We start from the raw sequence: 21,850 nt of genomic DNA, 5'->3' as shown, positions 1-21,850 counted from the left end.
TCGCAGTGAGCGCCAGCGAGCGAGGAGCGGAGCGCAGCCGCGGGGCCCCCGCGGCGATGCGGAGCATCGTCGTGGGGTGCAGGTGCCTGCCGGGGATCGTGGTCATGAGGTGCCCCCGGCGAACTCGCGGCGTCGGTAGATGATCGCGCGGGCCGTCACGTTGACGATCAGCGTGATGGCGAACAGTACGAGGCCGGAGGCGATCAGCGCGCCGCGTCCCGTCTCGTTCGCCTCGCCGAACGCGTTGGCGATGTTCGCGGCGATCGAGTTCCCGCCGGTGTGGATGATGTCGACGGAGACGCCGAACGTCGCGCCGAGCGTCATGGCCAGCGCGATCGTCTCGCCGAGGGCCCGGCCCAGGCCGAGCATCACGGCGGCGATGACACCGGGCTTGCCGTACGGCAGGACCGCGGTGCGGATCATCTCCCACCGGGTCGCGCCGAGCGCGAGCGCGGCCTCCTCGTTCTGCGTGGGCGTCTGGACGAACACGTCCCGGCAGAGTGCCGTGGTGATCGGCAGGACCATGATGGCCAGTACGACCGAGCCGAGCAGGATCGAGTTGCCGTACGGCCCGCCCGAGCCGAACAGCGGCAACCACCCCACGTACTGGTGGAGCCAGGCGGACAGGTCGCCGATCGGGCCGGCCAGGTAGTCGCGGCCCCAGAGGCCGAAGATGACGCTCGGCACCGCGGCCAGCAGGTCGATCACGAAGCCGAGACCCGTGGCGATGCGGCGCGGCGCGTAGTGCGACAGGAAGAGCGCGATGCCCAACGCCACCGGTACGGCGAGGATCAGCGCGATCACCGCGGTCAGCAGCGTCCCGTACGCCAGGGCGGCGATTCCGAACCGCGGGTTGCTCGGGTCGTTCGGGAACCACTGCTCGTACGTGAAGAAGTTGGCCTTGTTGGCGCTCAGCGCCGGAATCGCCTTCGTGATCAGGAACGCGGCGATCGCCACGATGATCACGAGTACCAGGATGCCGGCACCGGTGGTGAAGAAACGGAACAGCGGCTCGAAACCCCGCCGCCGCGGCGGCAGACCGCCACCGCCGCCGCCCAGGTCGGGCCCGGACGGGTGGTCGTGGGCCTCGTTCTCGCGCAGCGCGCCGGACAGCGTGAAACCGGTCGACGCCTGCCGGCCGTACTTGTCGGCCGAGGCGGACCGGTCGTCGGCCCCGGGCTGGTCCGCGGCCGATCTGGTGGGCGATTCGGTCATGTCGTCGCCGTGATCCCGTTCGGATGTCGAGGGGGTGATGGGCAACGGGCGTCGGCCGGAGGGCTCCGGCCGACGCCCGGGGGTTACGTCAGGCGAGGCCCTTGACCGCGGCCTGCACCTTGGTCTGCACCGACTTCGGCAGCGGCGCGTACCCCTGGGAGGTCAGCGCGGCCTGGCCGTCGTCGGACGAGACGTAGGTCAGGAAGGACTTGAGCAGCGGCAGCTTGTCCGCCGCGTTGCCCTTCGAGCAGGCGATCTCGTACGTCACCAGGACGATCGGGTACGCCCCGGCAACCTTGGTGTTGTAGTCGATGTCGAGCTTCAGGTTGTCGCCCTGGCCGACGACCTTCGCGCCGTCCACGGTCTTGCCCGCGGCCTCGGCCGTCAGCTCGGTGTACGCACCGGCGCCGTTGTAGATCTTGGCCATGTTCAGGCCGTTGGTCGTCGCGTAGGACCACTCGTCGTACGCGATGGTGCCGGCGGTCGACTTCACCTTGGCCGAGACACCGTCGGAACCCTTGGCGGCCACACCGCCCGGCGCCTTCCACTCCTTGGCGTGGTCGTACGTCCAGTCGGCCGCGGCCGTCTTCGACAGGTACTTGGTGAAGTTGTCGGAAGTACCCGAGGCGTCGGCGCGGTGCACCGGCTGGATCGGGGTCGACGGCAGCTTGGCGGACGGGTTGTCGGCCTTGATCGCCGGGTCGTTCCAGGTCTTGATCTTCCCGGCGAAGATCTTGGCCAGGGTCGCCGGCTTGAACTGCAGGCCCTTGACGTCGCCGATGTTGTACACGACCGCGATCGGGCCGGTCACCATCGGCAGGTCGAGCGCCTCGCCACCCTTGCACCGCTTGTCGGCGCCGGTCTGCTCGGCCCCGTCCTTCAGGGCGGAGTCGGAGCCCGCGAAGTCGGCGGTACCGCTGGTGAACGCCTGGACGCCGGCGCCGGACCCGGTGCCGTCATAGGTGATCTGCGCGCCCGAGCACTTCTGCTGGTACGCCTTGATCCACTGGTCCATCGCGTTCTTCTGCGCCGTCGAGCCCTGCGAGGTGAGCGAGCCCTTGGCGCAGTCAGTGCTCGGCGCCTTCGCCGCCGCCTTGCTGTCGCCCGAGCCGGTGTTGTCCGACCCGCACGCGGCCATCGCCAACGTCGCGGTGATGGCCAGGGCGGCGATCGCGCCGTGCCGCTGGAGCTTCACGCGAAGTTCCCTTCACTGTGCGTCTTGAGGAGTCCCCTGGTACGCGGGGCGCACCGGGATCGCCGCCGTAGGTGGCGGGTCGCTTCGGACGCTAGAAGCGGGAGGTTGCCGCGTAGCCGGGGCACGGTGAACGAGCAGTGAACAGCTTTCGGATCGGCAGTGACGTACCGCCGGAGTTGTGATGGACGTCGGGTGAACGCCCGCGTGCCCGCCTTGCGGTGGCGCTGATGTGAACACCCGTTTACCCCGATTGTTCAACTGTCTCATTGTTCAACAGTTCAACAGTTGGACAAAGCGACAATTGAACAATCGATAGCGACCAAGATCAACTGCGTGAGGGGCCACGCGAAGTCAGAGCCACCCGTTGTCGCGCGCCGTGTGCAGCGCCTCGATCCGGTTCCGGGTACCGGTCTTGCCGATGGCCGCGGACAGGTAGTTGCGGACCGTACTCTCCGACAGGTGGAGCTGGCCGGCGATGTCCGCGATGGTGGCGCCGTCGGCGGAGGCGGCGAGGACGTCGCGTTCCCGTACGGACAGCGGGTTGGGCCCGGCGCGGAGGGCTTGTGTCGCGAGGCCCGGGTCGACGACGGTCTCGCCGGCGACGACCCGCCGGATCGCGTCGGCGAGCTGTTCGACGGGGCTGTCCTTGATGAGGAACCCGCCGGCGCCGGCGTCCATGGCGCGCCGCAGGTACCCGGGTCGGCCGAACGTGGTGACGATCAGTACGCGGCAGGCGGGTAGTTCGCGGCGGAGTTCGGCGGCGGCGTCGAGGCCGGTCCTGCCGGGCATCTCGATGTCGAGCAGCGCCACGTCGGGCGCGTGTGCGCGGGCCGCGGGCAGTACCTCGTCGCCGCGTCCGACCTGCGCGACGACGGTCAGGTCGTCCTCCAGGTCGAGCAGCGTGGCGAGCGCGCCGCGCATCATGCCCTGGTCCTCGGCCAGCAGTACCCGGATCATCGGCACATCTTCCCAACCGCCGCCGGTACGGTGACGGTCAGTGTGAACCCGTCGGGTCCGGCGCTGGCGTGGACGGTGCCGCCGGCGGCGTCGAAGCGTTCGGTGAGGCCGCGGAGGCCGTTGCCGAGCGGGTGCCCGTCGCCGCCCGTACCGTCGTCGGCGACGCGCAGCTCGACGGTTCCGTCGGCGTGGCTGAGGGTGATGGTGCAGCGGCCGGCGCCGGAGTGCCGGATGACGTTCGTGGTGCCTTCGCGTACGGCCCAGGCGAGCAGCGCGTCGGCCTGTTCGTCGAGTTCCACCGTGGTACGCCGGACCACGGGCGTGATGCCCGCCCCGGCCAGCGCCGTACGGGCGCCGTCCAGTTCGGCGGACAGTCCGCGCGTCCGGTACCCGGTGACGGCCTCGCGTACCTCGGCGAGGGCCTGGCGGCCGATCGTCTCGATGTCCGCGGCGGCCTCCGCGGCGCGTTCCGGGTCGCGCGCCGAGAGCCGGCGTACCACCTCGGCCTTGACGACGACGACGGACAGCGTGTGCCCGAGCAGGTCGTGCAGGTCGCGGGAGAACCGCAGGCGTTCCTCGGCGACGGCGGCGTGCGCGAGGTCGTTGCGGGCCTCGCGGAGCAGCCCGATCGTGGTGAACAACCGGCGCAGGATGAACATCACGAATCCGGACAGGAACGCGGTCATCGCGACGCTGGTCGCGGCGTCCCAGTTGTGGCCCGCCACCGTGGCCGCGACGCTCAGTACGGTCACCGTGACCACCCCGAGGAACGCCGGCGCCGCGATCGGCAGCACCATCGCCGTCGCCATCGACGGGAACACCACGAGGAACGTGCCGCTGGTGCCCAGCTGGTGCGCCAGCGCCAGGCCGAGCGCGACGAGCGGCAGCAGCATCGCGTACCGGGCGAGGCGCCACCGGCCCGCCGGCCGGGTCGCCATGATGGCGGCGAACAGCGCGCCGAAGACCACCATGCCCGGTACCAGCAACCAGACCGGCCCGTGCCGGCCGCTGACCGCCTGGCTGAACGGGAAGACCAGCATCACCAGCCAGATCAGGACGCCGCCCGACCCGACCTTGCCGTCCGGCCCCTTCGTACTGCCGGTCCGGATCTTCTCCCGGGTACGTTCCAGTGACCGTTCGTCGATCGCCTCGACGCGCGTCGCCAGCCACGAGATCCACCCGCGGCGCGCCGCCGTACCGCGCCGGTCGGCGGGTACGGCGGCGCCGGCGTCCTGGTCGCTCATGGCCACCATCGTCGCCTGCCCTCAGGTCGTCCGTCGCCCGGCCCGGCGGTACGCGACGGTCGCCAGCCCGGCGAACACCACGAACCAGGCCAGCAGTACGGCGATGTCGGTGGCGTGCGGCAGGCCGTCGAACGCGATCCGCCGGGAGATCTCCGCGTACCCGGAGGTGGGGACGAAGCGGCTGACCGCCCGCAGCGTCGCGGGGAACACGGTGGCCGGCATCCACAGCCCGCCGAGGATCGACATGGACAGGTTGAGCAGCATCGTCACCGGCTGTGCGGCCTGCGTCGACACCAGGTACCCGATGCCCAGGCCGAGCAGCGCGAACGGTGCGGTGCCCAGCCACAGCAGCGCGACGACGGCGAACCAGTGGTCGAGCGGCAGGCGTACGCCGTTGATGAGGCCGCCGACCACGCACACCGCGAGGATCGCCGGCAGTGCGGCCAGCATCCCGGTGAGGCCGCGGATCACGACGACCCGGCCGGCGCTCAGCGGGGTGATGCGGAGCTGGCGCAACCAGCCGGCCGACCGGTCCGCGACCACCGACAGGCCGTTCGTGAGCGCGGCGCCGACCGCGCCGAACCCGGCCATGCTGACCATCAGGTAGATCGCGGTGTCGTGCCGGGCCGCACCGGACCCGCCGTACAGGTTCGTGATCACCAGGTACATCACCAGCGGCATCGCCAGGCTGGACATCAGGTACCCGGGGCTGCGGAGCAGCCGGCGGAGCTCGATCGACAGGTAACCGGACATCGAACGTTCCCTTCGGGGGATGTGCTGTGGGGGTCAGGCGGTGAGGGCGAGGTACGCGTCCTCCAGGCGGGCGCCGCGCACCTCGACGTGACGGAGCAGGCCGCGTTCGACGAGCGCGCACACCACCGCGTCCGGCTCGGTCGTCGTCAGGTACGCCCGGTCGCCTCGTACCTCGACGGCGGTGACGCCGGGGAGCCGTTCCAGCCCCGCCGCCCCGTCGTACGGGAGGGCGACGGCGACGGTCTGCGCGGTGGACGCGCGGCGTACCTCGGCGGGGGAGCCGTCGGCGACGAGTCGGCCGCCGGCTATGACGACGACCCGGTCGGCGCTCTCGTCGGCCTCCTCCACGTAGTGCGTGGAGAACAGCACCGTGTGCCCGTCCCGCGAGTACCGGCGCATGCTGGCCCAGAACTCGCGGCGCGACTCGACGTCCATCGCCGCGGTCGGCTCGTCGAGTACGAGGAGGTCGGGGCGGCCGGCGATGGCGACGGCGAACTTGACCCGCTGCGCCTGGCCGCCGGACAGCTTCTCCAGCCGGCGCCCGACCAACCCGCCGAGGTTCGCCACGCGGAGCAGGTCGTCGGTGGGCAGCGGGCGCGGGTACAGGCCGCGGACGAACGCGAGCAGCTCGCCGACGGTGACCCGCGGGACGAGCTTCGTCTCCTGGAGCATCGCGCCGACCCGGCCCGCCGCGCTCGCCGCCTCCGGGCTGCGTCCGAACAGTTCGACGCGGCCCCGGTCGGCCGGGAACAGCCCCAGCATCATGTTGATCGTGGTGGACTTGCCGGCGCCGTTCGGTCCGAGCAGGGCGACCGTCTGTCCACAGGGGATGGTCAGGTCGACGCCGTCGACCGCCCGTACCGCGCCGTAGCTCTTGGAGACCCCGGCGAACATCACCGCATCGTTGCTTCCCATGCCCGGAACGCTATGGAGCGCCGCGTCCCGCCGGCAGGCCCCCGAGTACGGCTTCCGCCGGGACAAATGTCCTACCGGCACAGTCCACAGTGGACTGTCAGGCCGGTCGGGCGAGCGTCGGGCCCGCGATCGGCACGGTGCGCCGGACGCCGCGCGGGAAGTACCGGATCGGTTGTGGGGGAACGGATCCGGCGGGTCAGCGGGTGCGGTGGAAGGCGACGTCGGTGACCCACTGGACGAAGCCGAGCTTGCGGTACAGCGCGACCGCGCGCGGGTTGTCCTCATCGACGTACAGCAGGACCTGGTCGAGGTCGCGCGTGTCGCGCAGGTACCGCAGGCCGGCGGCGGTGAGCGCGGCGCCGAGCCCGCCGCCCTGCGCGTCGGGATCGATGCCCAGCACGTACACCTCGCCGACCTGGCGCTGGCCCTCGTCGTGCACCTTCGTCCAGTGGAAGCCGACGAGCGCGCCGGTGGCGTCCTCGGCGAGGAGGAAGCCGGCGGGGTCGAACCACGGTTCGTGTTCACGGGCGAGCAGGTCGTCGCGGGTCCAGCGGCCCTGGTCGGGATGGTCGGCGAAGGCGCGCGCGTTCACCCCCAGCCAGGCGTCCTCGTCGACGCCCGGCTCGAACGGCCGCACCCGTACGCCGGCCGGCCAGACCGGTTCGGCGACCGGTTCGAGCAGGTCGCGCCGGTACTGCCAGAGCACCCGGTACCGCCGGAGCCCCGCGGGGTACCCCAGCGCGGTCGCCGACGGGTGGTCGCCGTGCGCCCACATCCGCAGCGGCGCGTCCGGCACCTCGGCGAGTACGGCGTCGAGCAGGGCACGGCCGATCCCACGCCGCCGGTACGCCGGGTGTACGACGAGCTCGGCCTCGGCGCCCGCGGTGTCGAGCTGCGCGTATCCCACGAGCACGGTGCCGGCCCTCGCCAGCAGGTGCAGCGCGTCCGTCCCGCCGTGCCGCAACCGCAGGTCGAACGGCTCCGACAGCGGCGCGACGCCGTCCGCCGTACCGGCCGCCAGGGCCAGCTCGGTCACCTCGTCCACCTCGTCGATCGAGACGCGCTCGGCGCGGTCGACCCGTACGGCACCGGTCATGCCGTCACCGTAGCCAGTGCGTCCGGCCCGGGACCACGAACCGCCGCGCGATCCCCGACACGCCCGTCAGCCGACCGGTACCGGCGCCGGATCCCGGTCCGGCAGCGACCGCGGCGGCTGCGCGGCGATGAACTTGTAGCCCACCTGCCGCACCGTGCCGATCATCGACTCGTACTCGCTGCCGAGCTTCGCGCGCAGCCGCCGCACGTGCACGTCCACCGTGCGGGTGCCGCCGAAGTAGTCGTATCCCCAGACCTCGCGGAGCAGCTGGTCCCGCGTGAACACCCGCCCCGGGTGCTGCGCCAGGAACTTCAACAGCTCGAACTCCTTGTACGTCAGGTCGAGCGGCCGGCCCTTCAACCGCACCGAGTACGTCGCCGGGTCGATCACCAGGTCACCGGACCGCACCAGCTCCGAGTCGCCCTCCGCGGCGAGCGCCTGCCGGCCGGCGGCGAGCCGCAGCCGCGCCTCCACCTCCGCCGGCTCCGCCGCGGCGAGTACCACGTCGTCGATGCCCCAGTCGGCGGCGACGGCGATCAGGCCGGCACCCGTCACCACCGCGATCAGCGGTACGCCCTGGCCGGTGGCGGCGAGCAGCCGGCACGTCGACCGCGCGCCGGCCAGATCGGACCGGGCGTCCACGAGCACCGCCTCCGGCGCCGGGCCGGACAGCAGTGCCGACACGCCCAGCTCGGCGATCCGTACCTTGTGCGGCAGCAGATCCAGCGCCGGCAGCACGGCACTCGCGGACGTGACCTCTTCGGTGAGCACGAGGATTTCCACTGGGGCACCTCCCGCACGGCGCCCCTGGGGCAGGGCGGCCGGCCTTCGTCACGACGTCCCGACGGCGCTGACGGGCGGTTGTCGCCACCAGGTTACCGGAACGCGGCCGTCGTACACGATGGTGTGTCTCACCGTTCACCCCGGCAGTGGCCTGCGGAAACGCTCCCCGCCGCCCGGCGTGACACCCGCGTTTTCGCCATGTTTCCGGCACGTTGCGCCGCCCCTTCCCGGTACGCGTCGCACCGGCGCGCGAGCGGTGTTGTCGGGCCGGCGGCGTACCGGTGGGTGGTCGGGTGGTGTCGCGGCGTGCCGGGGTGGCGACTCGCCGGCCGGGCTCGCAGCAGCGACTCGCCGCCGGCTGCACCGCTCTGGCACCATCGCCACGTGTCCGCGAACCCGCCACCGCGTGAGCCCGAGCCCGGAACAGGCCGAGATCGGTACGATCCGGCCCGGTTCGCGCCATCCGCGGAACCGCAACCGTCCGGGTACGAAAACGCCGGGTTCGCCCCGTGGCCGGGCGAGCCCTCGGGGCCAGCCGAGCCGACCGGTGAGCACGGCTGGTTCGACCACCATGGCTTCGACGGTGCGCCGCCCGCCAACCCCCCGCAGCGTCCGGTGAGTGGGCCGGGCGCCGGACCCACCCCGGCCGTACGGTTCGGTGCCGGGCCGGGTGCCGGTGCCGCGCCCGCGGCGTCCGGTGACGTCGACTGGTTCGGTAACGCCGGTGGCGCCCCGGATCCCGGCGCCGAGGACGACGGCGATCGCACCGGCGGCTGGCCCACCACGGGCGGCGGCTGGCCGTCGGGTGGTGCCGCCCCGGCACCCGGCGGTGGCTTTCCGGCCGGCAGCGCGTCGGCGCCGGATACCGGCTGGCAGTCCGGAAGTACTCCCGCTTCGGGCGGCTGGCAGTCCGGGAGCTCTGCCGCGTCGGGCGATGGTCGGCCGGCCGGTGGTGCCGCGCCGGCGCGCGGGTCCGGCGGCGAGCCGGACGGCTGGTCGGCGGCGCGCGGCGGCTGGTCCCCGACGTACGACCCGGCGACCGCCGAGCACCCGGTCCAGCCCGCGCGCGGCGGCGACGGGGACCCGTTCGCGGACCTGCGTGGCCCCGAAGCACCCGGTACGGCGCCGCGCCCGCACTACCCTGACCGTGTGGAGTACGACGGCGACTCCCGGTACTCCGACGCGCCGGTGAACGGCCCCGGTGTCGGGGACCGTCCGCCGTACCCGGGCATGCCGGCCGACCCGGCCCAGCGCTACGGCGCCCCCGACCGTCACGCCGCACCCGACCGTTACGCCACGCCGGCCGCGTACGACACGCCCGCCGGTTACGGCGCGCCGCCCGAGCAGGACCGGTACGGCGCACCCGAGCCGTACGGCGCGCCCGGCCGGTACCAAGCGCCCGACGGTTCGGACCGCCCGGCACCGGACCCGTACCCCGCACCGGGCCACTTCGGCGCCACCGAGCCGTACGGCGCCCCCGACCGATACGCCGCGTCCGCCGAGCCGGATCGTTTCGGCGCGGTGGACCGGTTCGGCACGCCCGCCGAACCGGACCGCTCGGCCGCGGACGCCGCGCCCGACCCGTACGGCGCGAGCCCGGCGCCGGAGCGCTACGGGATGCCGGCCGAGCCGGACCGGGGCGGGGAGCAGACGGGGCGGTTCGAGGCGCTGGGCGGGTCGACCGGGTACCTGCCGCCGGTCGGCGCGGCCGGGGCGGCGGGTCCGGGGCACGGGGCGGAGCAGCCGGGAGTACCGGAGAATGCGGCGGAGTTGACGGCTCCGGCGCCGGCGGACCGGCTCGGCGCGGTGGTCAACGCGTTGGCCGCGGTCGTGCTGTTCGGGGTGCCGCTGGTGGCGGCGCGGCTGGACCGGCCGATCCTGGTGGCGGCGTGCGTCCTGGTACAGGTGGCGTTCGTGGTGTCGCTCGTGGTGGGTACGCGGCGGCCCGGCCCGGCGGTGGTCGCGGTGGTCGGGCTGGGTGCCGGCCTGGTCGCCGACTGGTACGCGGGGTTCGGTGCGGCGGTGTCGCTCGCCCCGTTCGGGTACGTGGTGGCCGGTGGGTTGCTGGCGGCGGCGGTCGGGCAGCTCGCCCGGGGTGGTGGCCGTTCCCGGGTGACGGATTCGTTGGCGTCCACGATGTACGCGGTGATCGGTGCCGTGGCGGTGCCGTCGGCGGTGATGTTGACGCGGCACGAGCACGGGGTGGCGGCGCTGACCACGCTGCTCGGTGCCGCCGGTGCGGGCGTGGTCGTGGCGCGCCTGATCGACACGGTCTGGCACTCGCCGCGGGCCAGCGCGCCGGTCGCCCGTGGCGTACTCGGTGTGGTGGTCGGCGGTGTCGTCGCCTCGACCGCCACCGGGTACGCGGTGGGTGTGGCGACGGGTCTGCCGGCGGTGGGGTCTGCGGTGGCCGGGCTGGTGATGGGGTTGGCGGCGGTGCTGTCCGACATCGGCGTCAGTTTCGGCAGTTCGGGCCGGGAGCTGTCGGGGGAGCCGCGGCACGGTGCGCCGGCGCGGTTCCTGTTGGGGCCGGCGTTCGCGTTCGCGGCGGCCGCCCCGGTGGCGTACGTGTTGGGGTGGCTGGTGCTGCTTCCGCGTACCTGAGACGGTCCGGGCGGTCTGGGTGTTTTGCGCCCTCCCGGTCGGCGGCCCTCGACCTCGTCTGGCAACCTGGCACCCGTGGTAGTTCACGGAATGCCGAGGCCGAAGCGTCGTGGCCGCAAGGCTCTCATCGTCCTGCTCGTACTGCTGCTCGTGATCGTCGGCCTGCTGGTGGTCGCCGACCGGGTCGGCGCCTCCGTCGCGAACGACAAGGTCGCGCAGCAGGTCGCCGTGCAGGCCCGGAAGAACGACGTCAAGCTCGGTCAGGAGCCGACGGCAGAGATCACCGGCTTCCCGTTCCTCACCCAGGTCGCCGCCGGGAAGTACGACAAGATCCTGGTGCACATGCGTGACCTCCAGGCCCAGGCGTACTCGGTGCCGAAGTTGGACATCACGGCGACGGGCGTGCACGCGAAGGCCAGCGACGTGCTGAACGGCTCGGGCACGATCACCGCGGACCAGGTGGACGGCCGGGCGACGATCGGCTGGGGATACCTCCAGCAGACGGCGAAGGACCAGCTCAAGCAGAAGATCCAGGTGGACGACCTGACGCTGTCGGGCACCGGCGGCAACCTCACGGTGCACCTGACCGTGCCGGTCCTCTCGCAGCAGGTCAAGGTCGTCGGTACGGCGAAGGTCACGGCGGCGGACGACCACCGTTCCGTGGTGGTCTCGGTCAAGGACCTGAAGCCGGACGGCACGAAGCTCCCGTCGTACGCGCAGCAGGCGTTGACGAGCCTGGCGCAGCAGCTGACGGTGAACGTCACGCTGCCGAAGCTCCCGTACGGGCTGAAGCTGTACGACATCCAGCCGGCGTCGGACGGGCTCCAGGTCGAGGCGCGCGCGTCGGACGTCACGCTCGCCGGCTGACCGTCCGGCGCGCTACCGTCGAGCGGTGCCGAACTGGGCGGTGGGAGCGTTGGTCGCGGCGGTCGTACTGGCCGCGGCGACTGCCTTCGGGCTGTTCTGGCGCGGCCGCGAGGGTCGCTTCCGGCCCACCGCCGCAGCGAAGGGGGCGACCGTGCCGGCATCATCCACCGATGCCACCCCGACCGCTCCCGTACCGGCGGGGGACGGTGCGGAGGTCGAGGTCCTGACCGGGCTCGGCGTCCAGCCGGGCACGCCGGCGACGCTCGTACAGTTCTCGTCGGCGTTCTGCGCGCCGTGCCGGGCGACGCGCCGGCTGTGCGACGAGCTGACCGGACTGCTCGACGGCGTACGGCACATCGAGGTGGACGCGGAGAGCCACCTGGACGCGGTCCGCGCGCTCGACATCATGCGGACGCCGACGCTGCTGGTCGTCGACCGGGACGGCCGGATCGTGCAGCGCGCGAGCGGCCTGCCCACGAAGCCGCACCTGATCGCCGCGGTGGCGCCGCTGCTCGACGCCGACCCCGCGGTGCGCTGACCGTCAGAGGTCGAGACCGCTGCGCAGCATGGCCTCGATGTGGTGCAGCGTCTCCCGGTCGACGTGTCCCTGCGCCGGCCCGGTCAGCCAGTCCCGGTACACCCGGGTCAGGGAGCAGCCGTCCGCCCACCGCCCGTCGGGCAACCGTACGGTCAGCAGGTCGCCGGAGTCCCCGTCACGTACGTCGAGGGCGTAGAGCCAGCTGCGGGTCGAGTCGTTGATGCCGTCGGCGGACACGATCAGCACGTCGCGGCGGCGCGGCGAGCCCTTCGGCTCGTACCGGTAGATCGCTCCGCGCCTCACGCGGCGCCCTCGGCGGCGAGCAGTTCGTCCTCGTCGTACCGGGAGTGGAGTTCGGCGTCGGGTTGCGGGACGGCACCCAGGCGCAGCGCCTCGCGCCGGGTGGCGCGGGAGACCCACGCCGACACCGAGAGCCCGGCGCGCTCCGCCGCCCGTTCCACCAGGAACGCCGCCTCGTTGTCGAACGTGATGGTGCGTTTGACCGTCATGCCGCGCAGCGTACCGAGCGCGGGCAGCCGGTCAGGCGGGCCGGATCGGGACGTTCCGGTACCGGGTCGGTGGAGTCGGGCGCACGGGATGATCCGTGAGCGGGGTCACTCGGAGGGTGAGCGGTCGCCCGTCGTCGTGTTAGCGTCAGCGCATGGGCCCGCTGCTCACGCGTCGACGTGCAATCGATCATTGCCACGTCGCGACCTGCCTCTGTCGTCGTCCGGCCTGACCGGCGACGACCCGTCCGCGCCCGCAGCCGCCCGTTCCGATTCCCGTTCCTGGTGATCGTTCCGGCGTACCCGTTTCCGTGGCGCGTGGACTCTCGGTACCGATGACCTGACCGGCGGTGGACCGCTCGTGTCTGGTTCGGCATAGTCGCCGCAGAGACGTTCGTTTCGTCCGTCGGAGGTGTGCTGTGCCATCCGCATCCATGCTCGATCCCCGTGGCCCGCGGTTCGCCGCGTGGGTCACCACCGTCGTCCTGGTGGTGGTGCTCGTACTCGCGTTCGTGGCGCCGGTCGCCGCCGGGATCGTCGTCGCGGTGCAGACCGTGGTCTTCGCGATCGGCGCCATCGCCGGACCCGGTTCCGCACCGTACGGGCTGCTGTACAAGGCGTTCGTGGCGCCGCGGTTGGGTCGGCCGGGCGAGCTGGAGCCGGTGGCGCCGGTCCGGTTCGCGCAGGCGGTCGGCCTGGTGTTCGCCGCGGTCGCCACGATCGGGTTCCTGTCCGGTGTCGTCGCCCTCGGCGTCGTGGCGGCAGCGTTCGCCCTGGTCGCGGCGTTCCTGAACGCCGCGTTCGGGCTGTGCCTCGGCTGCGAGGTCTACCTGTTGTACCGGCGGGTCACGCGCCGCCCGCTGGCCGCACGTACCAATCCGTCCCAACCCTAGGAGCGCAACCATGAGTCGCGACACCGCTCTCGTCTCGGCCGACTGGGCCGAGAAGAACCTCGGCCAGCCGGGGATCGTCTTCGTCGAGGTCGACGAGGACACCACCGCGTACGACGGCGGCCACCTGCCGGGCGCGGTCAAGCTGGACTGGAAGACCGAACTCCAGGACCAGGTACGCCGCGACTTCGTGAACCGGAAGCAGTTCGAGGAACTGTTGTCCAGCAAGGGAATCGGCAACGACGACACCGTCGTGCTGTACGGCGGCAACAACAACTGGTTCGCCGCCTACGCGTACTGGTACTTCACGCTGTACGGCCACGGCGACGTGAAGCTGCTCGACGGCGGCCGCAAGAAGTGGGAGCTGGACGGGCGCCAGCTCGTCACCGACGTACCGGAGCGCGCGGCCACGCAGTACCAGGCGAAGCCGCAGGACACGTCGATCCGCGCGTTCCGCGACGAGGTCGTCGACGCGATCGGCGTGAAGAACCTGATCGACGTCCGGTCGCCCGACGAGTACGCGGGGCGGCTGCTGGCGCCGGCGCACCTGCCGCAGGAGCAGTCGCAGCGCGCCGGACACGTACCGACCGCGGCGAGCGTGCCGTGGAGCAAGGCCGCCAACGAGGACGGCACGTTCAAGTCGGACGACGAGCTGCGGGCCCTCTACACCGAGGCCGGGCTCGACCTGGCGAAGCCGACCATCGCGTACTGCCGGATCGGTGAGCGCTCGTCGCACACCTGGTTCGCGCTGCACGAGCTGCTCGGCCAGCCCGACGTGAAGAACTACGACGGTTCGTGGACCGAGTACGGCTCGCTCGTGGGCGTGCCGATCGCCCTCGGCGACGAGCCCGGCACCAAGGAGGACTGACCATGACGAGCTGCGGCGCACCCGACCAGACGGCAACGCTGCCGGCCAGTGTCGATCTGACCAAGGAGACAGTCATCGCCGGTACGGTCACCGCCGACGGCTCGCCGGTGTCCGGCGCGTACGTCCGGCTGCTCGACTCGACCGGGGAGTTCACCGCCGAGGTGGTGGCGTCCGACTCCGGCGCGTTCCGGTTCTTCGCCGCGCCCGGCGCCTGGACCGTACGTGCCTTGTCCCGCAACGGAAACGGCGACGTCGCCGTGTCCGCCGACCACGGCCTGACCGAGGTCACCGTCAGCGTCCAGCGCTGACGTACCGCACGCGCCGGGCCCGCCGGTGGAGCGACCGCTCCGCCGCCGGGCCCGTCTCGTACGCGGTCAGGTGCGCTGGACGGAGCGGAGGTCGAGGCGGCGCAGTACGCGGTCGGCGGCGGCCGGGTCGGCGCCGCGCTGGCGTTCCTCCAGTACTTCCCGGCGTGCGACGCTGAGCAGCTCCGCCTCCAGGCCGACGAGTTCGTGCCGGAGCGCCATCCGCCGTGCCATCTCGGGATCGTCCTCGCCGTCCTCGACCCGGCGCATCCGCCCGAGTACGACGGTGAACCAGGCGCGGAGGCGATCGGACACCTCGGTGGGCACCTCGCCGGAGTCGACGAGTTCGTTCAGCCGGCGCAGCGCCGCCTCGAACGCGCGGCCGGCGATCGCCCGTTCCGCCTTCCGCTGCCTGTCGCTGCTCGCGGTCACGCCGAGCACCCGTACCAGCCACGGCAGGGTCAGCCCCTGGAGTACGAGGGTGGCGAGGATGACGGCGAACGAGATGAGCAGGATGCGGGAGCGTTCGGGGAAGTCGAGGGGGAGGGCGAGCGCGGTGGCGACGGTGACCACGCCGCGCATCCCGGACCAGGACAGCACGACGCTCTCCCGCCAGCTGCCTACGGTGGTCGGCGCCGCCTCCCCGGGTCCGGCCTTGCGACGGCTGCGGGCGCGGGAGAGCCAGCCGGCGGGCAGCATCCAGGCGATCCGTACCGCGATGACGACGGCGCAGACGATGCCGGCCTGGATCAGCGGACCGGTGATGTCGCCGCGCAGCCCGTTGAGTACGACGGTGAGTTCGAGGCCGATCAGGCCGAACGCGAAGCCGGTCACGAGCAGTTCGACGACCTCCCAGAACGACCGGCTCTGCAGGCGGCCCTCCGCGTCGTCCGGGTCGGCGCCGTAGTGGCCGAGGTAGAAGCCGGTGGCGAGGACGGCGAGGACACCGGACGCCTCCAGCCGGTCGGCCGCGACGTACGAGACGAACGGGACGAGCAGTGACAGTCCACTTTGGAGTGTCGCGGTCGGCAGCCAGCGCAGCAGGTACCGCGTGACGACGCCGACGAGCAGGCCGATCGCGGTGGCCGCGACCGCGGAGTACACGAAGCGGCCGGCGACCGCGACGGCCGAGAACGAGCCGGTGACGACGCCCGCCACCGCCACCTGGTACAGGGTGAGGGCGGTGACGTCGTTGAACAGTCCCTCGCCCTCGATCAGCGACACGAGCCGGCGGGGCAGCCGTAGCCGGTTGGCGACGGAGGTGGCCGCGGCGGCGTCGGGGGCGGCGACGATCGCGCCGAGCGCCACGGTCGCGGCCACCGGCAGGCCCGGCAGCAGCGCGCCCGCCACCGCCGCGACCGCCGCCGTACTCACGAACACGAGGGCGACGGCGAGCAGCAGGATCGGCCGGGCGTTCGTCACGAAGCTGCGCCACGAACTGCGCTGGGTCGCGGCGTAGAGCAGGGGCGGCAGGACGAGCGGCAGGATCAGTTCGGGCGGGAGCCGCAGCGCGGGCACGACCGCGTTCGGGATGACGGCCAGGACCAGGCCGAACACCGTGATCAGCACCGGGTACGGCAGCTTCAGCCGGTCCGCCACCGGCGTGATGAGGATGGTCCCCAGCAGGATCACGAACACGACCGCGAGCTGGCTCACGCGCGCCCCCGGTCGGTCGGGTCCAGGTAGACGTGGCTGACCTTGGGGTGCCGGTCGTGCAGCCGGCGCGCGCCCTCGTCGGCGATCCGTTCCACCTCACCGGCCGGTACGTCGTCGACGAAGTCGATCTTCGCGGCGACCAGGATCTGCTCCGGCCCCAGGTACGTCGCGAACAGCTCCGGTACGCCGGCGACACCGGGCAGCGCGGCCAGCTCCGCGACCAGTTCGTCGTGGGTACGCGGCGGCACCGACTGGCCGATCAGCAGCGCCTTGTTCGCGCTGATCAGCCGGTACGCCACCACGCACAGCAGCAGGCCGATCAGGATCGAGGCGAGCCCGTCGTACAGGGTGGAGCCGGTGAGCCGCTCCAGGCCGAGGCCGGCGGCGGCCAGCGCGATGCCGATCAGCGCGGCCGAGTCCTCCAGCGTCACCGCCCGCAGCGCGGTGTCCGGCGTACGCCGCAGGTACTCGCCCATGCCGACGCCCAGCCGCCGCGCCGACCCGCGTACCTGGTGCAGGCCGCGCAGCAGCGACACGCCCTCCAGTACCGCCGAGATCGCCAGCACCGCGTACGACAGCGCCAGGTGCTCGGACCGCTCGCCGGACACGATCGCCTGCACCCCGTGGTACACGGCGAAGACGCCACCCGCGCCGAACGTGAACATCGCCGCCAGCAGCGCCCAGAAGTACGACTCGCGGCCGTGACCGAACGGGCTGTCGGGCGTGGCGGGCCGGGCGCCCCGGCGTACCGCGACGTAGAGCAGCACCTCGGTCACCGTGTCCGCGAAAGAGTGCGCCGCCTCCGACACCATGCTCGCCGACCCACCGAGTACGCCCGCGGCCAGTTTCGCGGCGGCGATCAGCAGGTTCGCCCCGCCCGCCACGACGATCGTCAGCAGGCTCTCGCTCTGCCCGGACCCGGCGGCCGGCGGCGCGGCGGTGTCCACCACGGCGTCGGTTTCGTCGGCGGTCGCCGCGGCCGGGGGTCGCCGGCGGTCTGCGCTCATGCCTGGACAGTAATGGGGTGGCGTGCGGCTGCCGGCGGGTTCGGTGATCCCGGCTCGGTACCGCGTGGCGCCGGCTGCCACCATGGTCCGCGTGACGCGGCGACGGTGGATCCTCGGGGCGGTTGCGGTGTGGGCCGCGCTGCTGCTGGTGCTCGCGTTCGTCGCGCGGGGCCGCCCGACCGTCAAGGAACAGCAGAGTCCGGCCGCGGCCCGGCCCGCCGTCGACGCCGCGATCGGCACCGTCTCCCGCGCCGCCGGCCCCCGCGCCGTCGTCGCCGTCAGCGGGTACGAGCAGGTCAAGCGCTGCACGATGGCCGCCGCCCGGCCCGGCGTCGAGTACGCCCGGACCGCCGACGTGTACGGGGCGGCCGGGCTCGCCGACCACATCCGCGCCGGGCTGCCCGCGGCGTACAAGGCGGCGGTGGTGCCCGATCTGGGCGGGTCCGGCACGGTCACGGTGGCGCACCCGGACCCCTTCGTGAAGCTGACCGTCCGCACCGCCACCGACGACCCGGGGCACGTCGTGGCCATCGCCGACACCGGCTGCCGGCCGACCACCGGCCACCCGTACCCGGAGTTCGTGGCGGCGCCGACGGCGGCCGAGCGCGCGCCGGCCACCCGGCTGTTCGCGCTGCTGCACGTCACGCTCACCACCTGGCAGCGGCACGCGCTCGGCTGCGGCGCCGTGACCGTCACCGCGACCGGCCTGGCCGCGGACAGCCTCGCCCCGCTGCCCGCCACCCTCGACCGGCATCCGCAACCCGGCCACCTGCTCGCCCACAACGACGACCGGTACGTCTACCGCGACGGCGCCACCGGCCTCGTCGTCACCGCCGACCGCGACCGGCTCACCGTCACCACGACCACCACCTGCCACTGACCCTTCCGGTACGCCCGGGTCGTGTCGCCCGGTCCGCCCTGCCGGGGCGCCGCCGGCCATGGCCTAAACTCACCCACCGTGGTCGAGCTGGGATTCGTGAGTCTGCTGGTGGTGTTGTTCGGTGTGCTCGCCGGGACCTTCGGGTACCTGGCGGTCCGGATGGGGAGGACGCGGTGAGCGAGCAGAACGACAAGCCGGGCCTGCCGCCGGGCTTCCCGACCGAGACCGCCCCCGAGTACCCGTACGAGGAGACGCACGACCTGCGGGTCGGCCCGGACCTGCACCCCGCGCTGCTCGGCCTCCTGCCGTACGTGGGGGTCTGGCGCGGTTGGGGCAAGGGCGGCTACCCGACCATCGAGGACTTCGACTTCGCGCAGGAGATCCGGTTCAGCCACGACGGCCGCCCCTTCCTGTACTACGAGTCGCGGAGCTGGCTGGTCGACGCCGACCGCAAGCCGATCCGGCCGGCGGCCCGGGAGGTCGGCTGGTGGCGTCCGCAGGTCGGGCCGGGCGGCGCCCGCGACGGTGACACGGTCGAGGTCGAGCTGGCCCACCCCACCGGCATCATGGAGCTGTACCTCGGCACCATGACCGGCCTGCAGGTGGAGCTGGCCACCGACGCGGTTCTGCGTACCGAACACGCCAAGGACGTCGCCGCCGGCCACCGGCTGTACGGGATCGTCGAGGGCGCCCTGCTCTACGCGTACGACATGACCGCCATGGGGCAGCCGGCGAGCCCGCACCTGTCGGCCCGCCTCGAACGCACCGCCGGGTAGGTGGTCGAGGTCGCTGCGGCGGCCTCGCTTCCGGCCCCCCGGGGGCACCGTGGGACAAGTTCGAGGAAAGCCCAGGTGCGGATCGGCTCCGGCTTGCCGGATCACCGTGGGGCAAGTTCCAGGAAGCCCGGCACGGCTCGGGTCCGGCTCCCGGATCAGCGTCAACCGGGCGAAACCCGGGCTCGGCGGGCCCGAGCGAGGGCGGGTCAGGCGGGGTAGCCGAGGAGTTCGCGGAGTGTGTCGGTCTGCGGCGGGTCGGCCAGCTTGACGCCGTCGAGTTCGCGGACCGCGATGATGCCGCGCACGCTGGACGTGAGCCACACGCCGCTGGCGCCTTCGAGTTCGGTGGGGCGGACCATGCGCTTGGCGGTGTGCCAGCCGAGCGTACCGACGTGGTCGAGCAGGTAGCGCACCGTCGTACCGGAGAGGATGCCGGTCGAGTCGGGCACCGTGTAGAGCGTGCCGTGCTCCAGCCACACCAGCGTGGCGGTCGGCGCCTCCAGCAGGTAGCCGTCGCTGGACACCCACAGCACGTCGTCCAGCCCGGCCGCGGCCGCCCAGCGCTGGCACGCCATGTTCATCGCGTACGACAGGGTCTTGGCGCCGCCGAGCAGCCACGGCGCCGCGGACCTCGTACCGGCGGCCACGCCGAGGCTGAGGGTGCCGAGCTTGACGCCGTCCCGCCGGGCCTTCCGCGTACTGTCCGGGACCGCGGTGATCGTGGCGAAGCAGGTGGTCTCGCCGGTGTCCTCCGGGCCGCGGGTGACGACGATCTTCAGCGCACCCTCGGTGTCGGCCGGCCACGCCGCGCACGCCTGCCCGGCCAGCTCGACCAGCGCCGGCCGCGCCGGTACGTCGAGGTCGAGGCGCTCGGCGGACCGCGCCATCCGGTCCAGGTGTTCGTCGAGCAGCCACGGCTGCCCGCCCCGCACGTGCGTGGTCTCGAACACCCCGTCACCCCGCTGCACACCGAGGTCGTCTGCTCGGAGCAGAGGTGTTGCGGCAGGGATGACTCCGCGACCCAGGACCGCGACGACTCGTTCCACGGTTACCGACCCTATCCGGTGTCAAATGCACTCTGCGCGACGGTACCCGGAGACTGACCGGCAGGGACACCCCGAGAACCTAACCCTCCGTATCCCCCGCGGTCATTGCTCGCAAACCCGATTCTCCGCCTGACGTCCGGAACGCGCCGTGGGCGGTCCGGGCGTACGCGTGCCTATGATCGATGGCATGCCCGCCGAGACCGCGCCGTCGCTCGCCGACGTGCTGCGCGCCCGCGGCCTCCGCCTCACCGCCCAGCGCCAGCTCGTCCTGGAGGCCGTGCAGCGGCTCGGCCACGCCACCCCCGAGCAGGTCCACCAGGCGGTGTGCCGGACGGCCGCCGGCGTCAACATCACCACCATCTACCGCACCCTCGAACTCCTGGAGGGGCTCGGGCTGGTCACCCACACGCACCTGTCGCACGGCGCCCCGACGTACCACGTGCCCGGTGAACGGTCGCACCTGCATCTCGTGTGCCACCGGTGCGGCGCGATCGAGGAGGCGCCGCTGTCGCTGATGCACCCGCTCGCCGAGCAGTTGCGCACCGACCGCGGCTTCTCGCTCGACATCGGCCACATGGCCCTGTTCGGTACGTGTGCGGCGTGTGCCGCGGAGGAGGAGTCGTGACCGTGGGGGAGCAGGACACGCCGGTGCGGTCCCCGCTGCTGGCCGTACCGGGGGCGGTCGCCGCCGATCCGGCCGGGCCGGACGCCGGGGTGGCGCTGCACTACGGCGACCCGATGCGCGAGCAGCGCACCCTCGCCACCGCCGCCGGCCTGGTCGACCGGAGCAACCGCGGCGTACTGCGGGTGCCCGGTGCGGATCGGCTGAGCTGGCTGCACACCCTCGGTACGCAGCATCTGGAGCGGCTGGCCGACGCCACCGGCACCGAGCTGCTGCTGCTGTCGCCGCACGGGCACGTCGAGCACCACGCCGTGGCGACCGAGTACGACGGGGTGGTGTGGCTGGACACCGAGCCGGGTGCGGCCGGGCCGCTGCTGGCGTTCCTGGAGTCGATGCGGTTCATGCTGCGGGTCGAGCCGACCGACGTCACCGGGGAGTACGCGGTGGCCACGCTGGTCGGCCCGGACGCCCCCGCCGTACTGGCGAAGCTGGGTGTCGAGCTGCCCGACGACGCGAGCGTGTCGCCGGTGCCGCCGGCACAGTTCGCCGCCGGTGCCGTGCCGCCGCGCCCCACCTCGACGTACCCGGTGGTGGGGTTGCCGGACGGCGGGTTCGCGCGGCGGATGCCGGGGTTCGACGACGCGGCGGTGATCGACCTGGTCGTGCCGCGGTCGGCGCTGCCGGGCCTGGCCGACGCGCTGGGCGTGCCGCTCTCCGGCGCCTGGGCGTACGAGGCGTTGCGGGTCGCGGCCCGCCGTCCGCGGCTCGGCCTGGACACCGACCACCGGACCATCCCGGCCGAGGTCGGCTTCCTCGCCCCGGCCGTACACCTGGACAAGGGCTGCTACCGCGGGCAGGAGACCGTCGCGCGGGTGCACAACCTGGGCCGCCCGCCCCGGCGTACGGTGCTGCTCCACCTGGACGGCACGTCCGAGGAGCTGCCGCCCCCGGGTACTCCGGTGCTGCGGGACGACCGGCAGGTCGGCGTCACCGGTACCGCGGTCCGGCACCACGAGCTGGGCATGGTCACGCTCGCGCTGCTGAAGCGCAACGTTCCGGACGACGCCACCCTGCGCGTCGCGGACGTCAACGCCGCCATCGATCCCGACTGACCGCCCGGCCCGGCC

Annotated in this window: 24 protein-coding genes; 11 read left to right on the top strand and 13 right to left on the bottom strand. The window is 72.9% G+C overall.

Annotation, left to right across the window (positions count from 1 at the left end):
- Positions 1 to 102 precede the first annotated feature (102 nt).
- From pstC to Aru02nite_RS29980, 8 genes are all read right to left on the bottom strand, one after another.
- Positions 103 to 1,215: a phosphate ABC transporter permease subunit PstC gene (pstC, locus tag Aru02nite_RS30015; protein ID WP_203663320.1), complete on the bottom strand. Its 1,113-nt coding sequence runs from the start codon at positions 1,213 to 1,215 to the stop codon at positions 103 to 105.
- An 88-nt stretch (positions 1,216 to 1,303) separates the two neighbouring features.
- The gene (gene pstS, locus Aru02nite_RS30010) at positions 1,304 to 2,410 is read right to left on the bottom strand and encodes a phosphate ABC transporter substrate-binding protein PstS (RefSeq protein ID WP_203663319.1); all 1,107 of its coding nucleotides are present in this window, start codon (positions 2,408 to 2,410) and stop codon (positions 1,304 to 1,306) included.
- A gap of 351 nt (positions 2,411 to 2,761) precedes the next feature.
- Positions 2,762 to 3,367 carry a response regulator transcription factor gene (locus tag Aru02nite_RS30005; protein ID WP_203663318.1) on the bottom strand — a complete coding sequence of 202 codons (606 nt, stop codon included), beginning with the start codon at positions 3,365 to 3,367 and terminating at the stop codon, positions 2,762 to 2,764.
- The gene (locus Aru02nite_RS30000; protein ID WP_203663317.1) at positions 3,364 to 4,611 is read right to left on the bottom strand and encodes a sensor histidine kinase; all 1,248 of its coding nucleotides are present in this window, start codon (positions 4,609 to 4,611) and stop codon (positions 3,364 to 3,366) included. Before Aru02nite_RS30000 ends, Aru02nite_RS30005 begins: the two co-directional genes overlap by 4 nt.
- A gap of 21 nt (positions 4,612 to 4,632) precedes the next feature.
- The gene (locus Aru02nite_RS29995; RefSeq protein ID WP_203663316.1) at positions 4,633 to 5,364 is read right to left on the bottom strand and encodes an ABC transporter permease; all 732 of its coding nucleotides are present in this window, start codon (positions 5,362 to 5,364) and stop codon (positions 4,633 to 4,635) included.
- A gap of 33 nt (positions 5,365 to 5,397) precedes the next feature.
- Positions 5,398 to 6,279 carry an ABC transporter ATP-binding protein gene (locus Aru02nite_RS29990; RefSeq protein ID WP_203663315.1) on the bottom strand — a complete coding sequence of 294 codons (882 nt, stop codon included), beginning with the start codon at positions 6,277 to 6,279 and terminating at the stop codon, positions 5,398 to 5,400.
- A 196-nt stretch (positions 6,280 to 6,475) separates the two neighbouring features.
- Complete coding sequence (mshD, locus tag Aru02nite_RS29985) at positions 6,476 to 7,375, bottom strand: mycothiol synthase (protein ID WP_203663313.1); 900 nt, start codon at positions 7,373 to 7,375, stop codon at positions 6,476 to 6,478.
- Between the two features lie 66 nt (positions 7,376 to 7,441).
- Complete coding sequence (locus tag Aru02nite_RS29980; protein ID WP_203663311.1) at positions 7,442 to 8,158, bottom strand: winged helix-turn-helix transcriptional regulator; 717 nt, start codon at positions 8,156 to 8,158, stop codon at positions 7,442 to 7,444.
- Between the two features lie 615 nt (positions 8,159 to 8,773).
- Here Aru02nite_RS29980 and Aru02nite_RS29975 point away from each other — a divergent pair.
- The 3 genes from Aru02nite_RS29975 to Aru02nite_RS29965 all read left to right on the top strand — a co-directional run bounded on the left by Aru02nite_RS29975 (position 8,774) and on the right by Aru02nite_RS29965 (position 12,167).
- Entirely contained in the window at positions 8,774 to 10,762 is a 1,989-nt protein-coding gene (locus Aru02nite_RS29975) for a chromosomal replication initiator protein DnaA (protein ID WP_203663310.1), read from the top strand.
- A gap of 90 nt (positions 10,763 to 10,852) precedes the next feature.
- Positions 10,853 to 11,629, top strand: coding sequence for an LmeA family phospholipid-binding protein (locus tag Aru02nite_RS29970; protein ID WP_203663309.1), 777 nt, complete (start codon positions 10,853 to 10,855; stop codon positions 11,627 to 11,629).
- 25 nt (positions 11,630 to 11,654) lie between these two features.
- Complete coding sequence (locus Aru02nite_RS29965) at positions 11,655 to 12,167, top strand: TlpA family protein disulfide reductase (protein ID WP_239077035.1); 513 nt, start codon at positions 11,655 to 11,657, stop codon at positions 12,165 to 12,167.
- A gap of 3 nt (positions 12,168 to 12,170) precedes the next feature.
- On the opposite strand, the gene Aru02nite_RS29960 is transcribed toward Aru02nite_RS29965, so the two are convergent.
- Together Aru02nite_RS29960 and Aru02nite_RS29955 are read right to left on the bottom strand one after the other, a co-directional pair.
- Positions 12,171 to 12,470: a hypothetical protein gene (locus Aru02nite_RS29960; RefSeq protein ID WP_203663308.1), complete on the bottom strand. Its 300-nt coding sequence runs from the start codon at positions 12,468 to 12,470 to the stop codon at positions 12,171 to 12,173.
- Positions 12,467 to 12,676, bottom strand: coding sequence for a hypothetical protein (locus Aru02nite_RS29955; protein ID WP_203663307.1), 210 nt, complete (start codon positions 12,674 to 12,676; stop codon positions 12,467 to 12,469). The genes Aru02nite_RS29960 and Aru02nite_RS29955 overlap by 4 nt, the downstream gene beginning before the upstream one ends.
- A gap of 431 nt (positions 12,677 to 13,107) precedes the next feature.
- On the opposite strand from Aru02nite_RS29955, the gene Aru02nite_RS29950 reads away from it, so the two are divergent.
- Genes Aru02nite_RS29950 through Aru02nite_RS29940 form a run of 3 tightly spaced genes read left to right on the top strand, consistent with a single transcriptional unit; the run spans position 13,108 to position 14,739 of the window.
- A complete protein-coding gene (locus tag Aru02nite_RS29950; protein WP_203663306.1) occupies positions 13,108 to 13,566 on the top strand; it encodes a DUF4395 domain-containing protein in 459 nt (152 codons plus the stop codon).
- Between the two features lie 10 nt (positions 13,567 to 13,576).
- Positions 13,577 to 14,431 carry a sulfurtransferase gene (locus Aru02nite_RS29945; RefSeq protein ID WP_203663305.1) on the top strand — a complete coding sequence of 285 codons (855 nt, stop codon included), beginning with the start codon at positions 13,577 to 13,579 and terminating at the stop codon, positions 14,429 to 14,431.
- A 2-nt stretch (positions 14,432 to 14,433) separates the two neighbouring features.
- Positions 14,434 to 14,739, top strand: coding sequence for a DUF1416 domain-containing protein (locus tag Aru02nite_RS29940; protein ID WP_203663303.1), 306 nt, complete (start codon positions 14,434 to 14,436; stop codon positions 14,737 to 14,739).
- A 66-nt stretch (positions 14,740 to 14,805) separates the two neighbouring features.
- On the opposite strand, the gene Aru02nite_RS29935 is transcribed toward Aru02nite_RS29940, so the two are convergent.
- Together Aru02nite_RS29935 and Aru02nite_RS29930 are read right to left on the bottom strand one after the other, a co-directional pair.
- The gene (locus Aru02nite_RS29935) at positions 14,806 to 16,392 is read right to left on the bottom strand and encodes a cation:proton antiporter (protein WP_203663301.1); all 1,587 of its coding nucleotides are present in this window, start codon (positions 16,390 to 16,392) and stop codon (positions 14,806 to 14,808) included.
- On the bottom strand, positions 16,389 to 17,399 hold the full coding sequence (locus Aru02nite_RS29930) for a cation diffusion facilitator family transporter (RefSeq protein ID WP_203663299.1): 1,011 nt from the start codon (positions 17,397 to 17,399) through the stop codon (positions 16,389 to 16,391). The genes Aru02nite_RS29935 and Aru02nite_RS29930 overlap by 4 nt, the downstream gene beginning before the upstream one ends.
- A 91-nt stretch (positions 17,400 to 17,490) precedes the next feature.
- Here Aru02nite_RS29930 and Aru02nite_RS29925 point away from each other — a divergent pair, with 91 nt between their 5' ends.
- From Aru02nite_RS29925 to Aru02nite_RS29920, 3 genes are all read left to right on the top strand, one after another.
- On the top strand, positions 17,491 to 18,279 hold the full coding sequence (locus Aru02nite_RS29925; protein WP_203663297.1) for a hypothetical protein: 789 nt from the start codon (positions 17,491 to 17,493) through the stop codon (positions 18,277 to 18,279).
- A 78-nt stretch (positions 18,280 to 18,357) separates the two neighbouring features.
- Complete coding sequence (gene mtfM / locus Aru02nite_RS37345) at positions 18,358 to 18,456, top strand: small membrane protein MtfM (RefSeq protein WP_275408749.1); 99 nt, start codon at positions 18,358 to 18,360, stop codon at positions 18,454 to 18,456.
- Positions 18,453 to 19,055, top strand: a complete 603-nt coding sequence (locus Aru02nite_RS29920; RefSeq protein ID WP_373325010.1) for a heme-binding beta-barrel domain-containing protein — start codon at positions 18,453 to 18,455, stop codon at positions 19,053 to 19,055. The genes mtfM and Aru02nite_RS29920 overlap by 4 nt, the downstream gene beginning before the upstream one ends.
- Before the next feature lie 206 nt (positions 19,056 to 19,261).
- Here Aru02nite_RS29920 and Aru02nite_RS29915 read toward each other — a convergent pair whose 3' ends face one another.
- Positions 19,262 to 20,005, bottom strand: a complete 744-nt coding sequence (locus tag Aru02nite_RS29915) for an aminotransferase class IV (protein WP_239077034.1) — start codon at positions 20,003 to 20,005, stop codon at positions 19,262 to 19,264.
- Positions 20,006 to 20,288: 283 nt separating this feature from the next.
- On the opposite strand from Aru02nite_RS29915, the gene Aru02nite_RS29910 reads away from it, so the two are divergent.
- Both Aru02nite_RS29910 and ygfZ read left to right on the top strand, forming a co-directional pair.
- A complete protein-coding gene (locus Aru02nite_RS29910) occupies positions 20,289 to 20,726 on the top strand; it encodes a Fur family transcriptional regulator (RefSeq protein ID WP_203663296.1) in 438 nt (145 codons plus the stop codon).
- A gap of 35 nt (positions 20,727 to 20,761) precedes the next feature.
- A complete protein-coding gene (gene ygfZ, locus Aru02nite_RS29905; RefSeq protein WP_239077040.1) occupies positions 20,762 to 21,835 on the top strand; it encodes a CAF17-like 4Fe-4S cluster assembly/insertion protein YgfZ in 1,074 nt (357 codons plus the stop codon).
- Positions 21,836 to 21,850 lie beyond the last annotated feature (15 nt).

Source organism: Actinocatenispora rupis (genome assembly GCF_016861975.1).
Lineage (GTDB): Bacteria > Actinomycetota > Actinomycetes > Mycobacteriales > Micromonosporaceae > Actinocatenispora > Actinocatenispora rupis.
Note: the sequence above shows the minus strand (reverse complement) of the source record. Positions and strands in the feature narration are given on the sequence as shown.

Coding starts and splice junctions, on each gene's coding strand:
- pstC (WP_203663320.1), bottom strand. CDS start 1,215: ATGACCGAATCGCCCACCAGATCGGCCGCGGACCAGCCCGGGGCCGAC.
- Aru02nite_RS29990 (WP_203663315.1), bottom strand. CDS start 6,279: ATGGGAAGCAACGATGCGGTGATGTTCGCCGGGGTCTCCAAGAGCTAC.
- Aru02nite_RS29995 (WP_203663316.1), bottom strand. CDS start 5,364: ATGTCCGGTTACCTGTCGATCGAGCTCCGCCGGCTGCTCCGCAGCCCC.
- Aru02nite_RS30000 (WP_203663317.1), bottom strand. CDS start 4,611: ATGAGCGACCAGGACGCCGGCGCCGCCGTACCCGCCGACCGGCGCGGT.
- Aru02nite_RS29945 (WP_203663305.1), top strand. CDS start 13,577: ATGAGTCGCGACACCGCTCTCGTCTCGGCCGACTGGGCCGAGAAGAAC.
- Aru02nite_RS29930 (WP_203663299.1), bottom strand. CDS start 17,399: ATGAGCGCAGACCGCCGGCGACCCCCGGCCGCGGCGACCGCCGACGAA.
- Aru02nite_RS30005 (WP_203663318.1), bottom strand. CDS start 3,367: ATGATCCGGGTACTGCTGGCCGAGGACCAGGGCATGATGCGCGGCGCG.
- Aru02nite_RS29940 (WP_203663303.1), top strand. CDS start 14,434: ATGACGAGCTGCGGCGCACCCGACCAGACGGCAACGCTGCCGGCCAGT.
- mshD (WP_203663313.1), bottom strand. CDS start 7,375: ATGACCGGTGCCGTACGGGTCGACCGCGCCGAGCGCGTCTCGATCGAC.
- Aru02nite_RS29955 (WP_203663307.1), bottom strand. CDS start 12,676: ATGACGGTCAAACGCACCATCACGTTCGACAACGAGGCGGCGTTCCTG.
- Aru02nite_RS29970 (WP_203663309.1), top strand. CDS start 10,853: ATGCCGAGGCCGAAGCGTCGTGGCCGCAAGGCTCTCATCGTCCTGCTC.
- Aru02nite_RS29910 (WP_203663296.1), top strand. CDS start 20,289: ATGCCCGCCGAGACCGCGCCGTCGCTCGCCGACGTGCTGCGCGCCCGC.
- Aru02nite_RS29950 (WP_203663306.1), top strand. CDS start 13,108: ATGCTCGATCCCCGTGGCCCGCGGTTCGCCGCGTGGGTCACCACCGTC.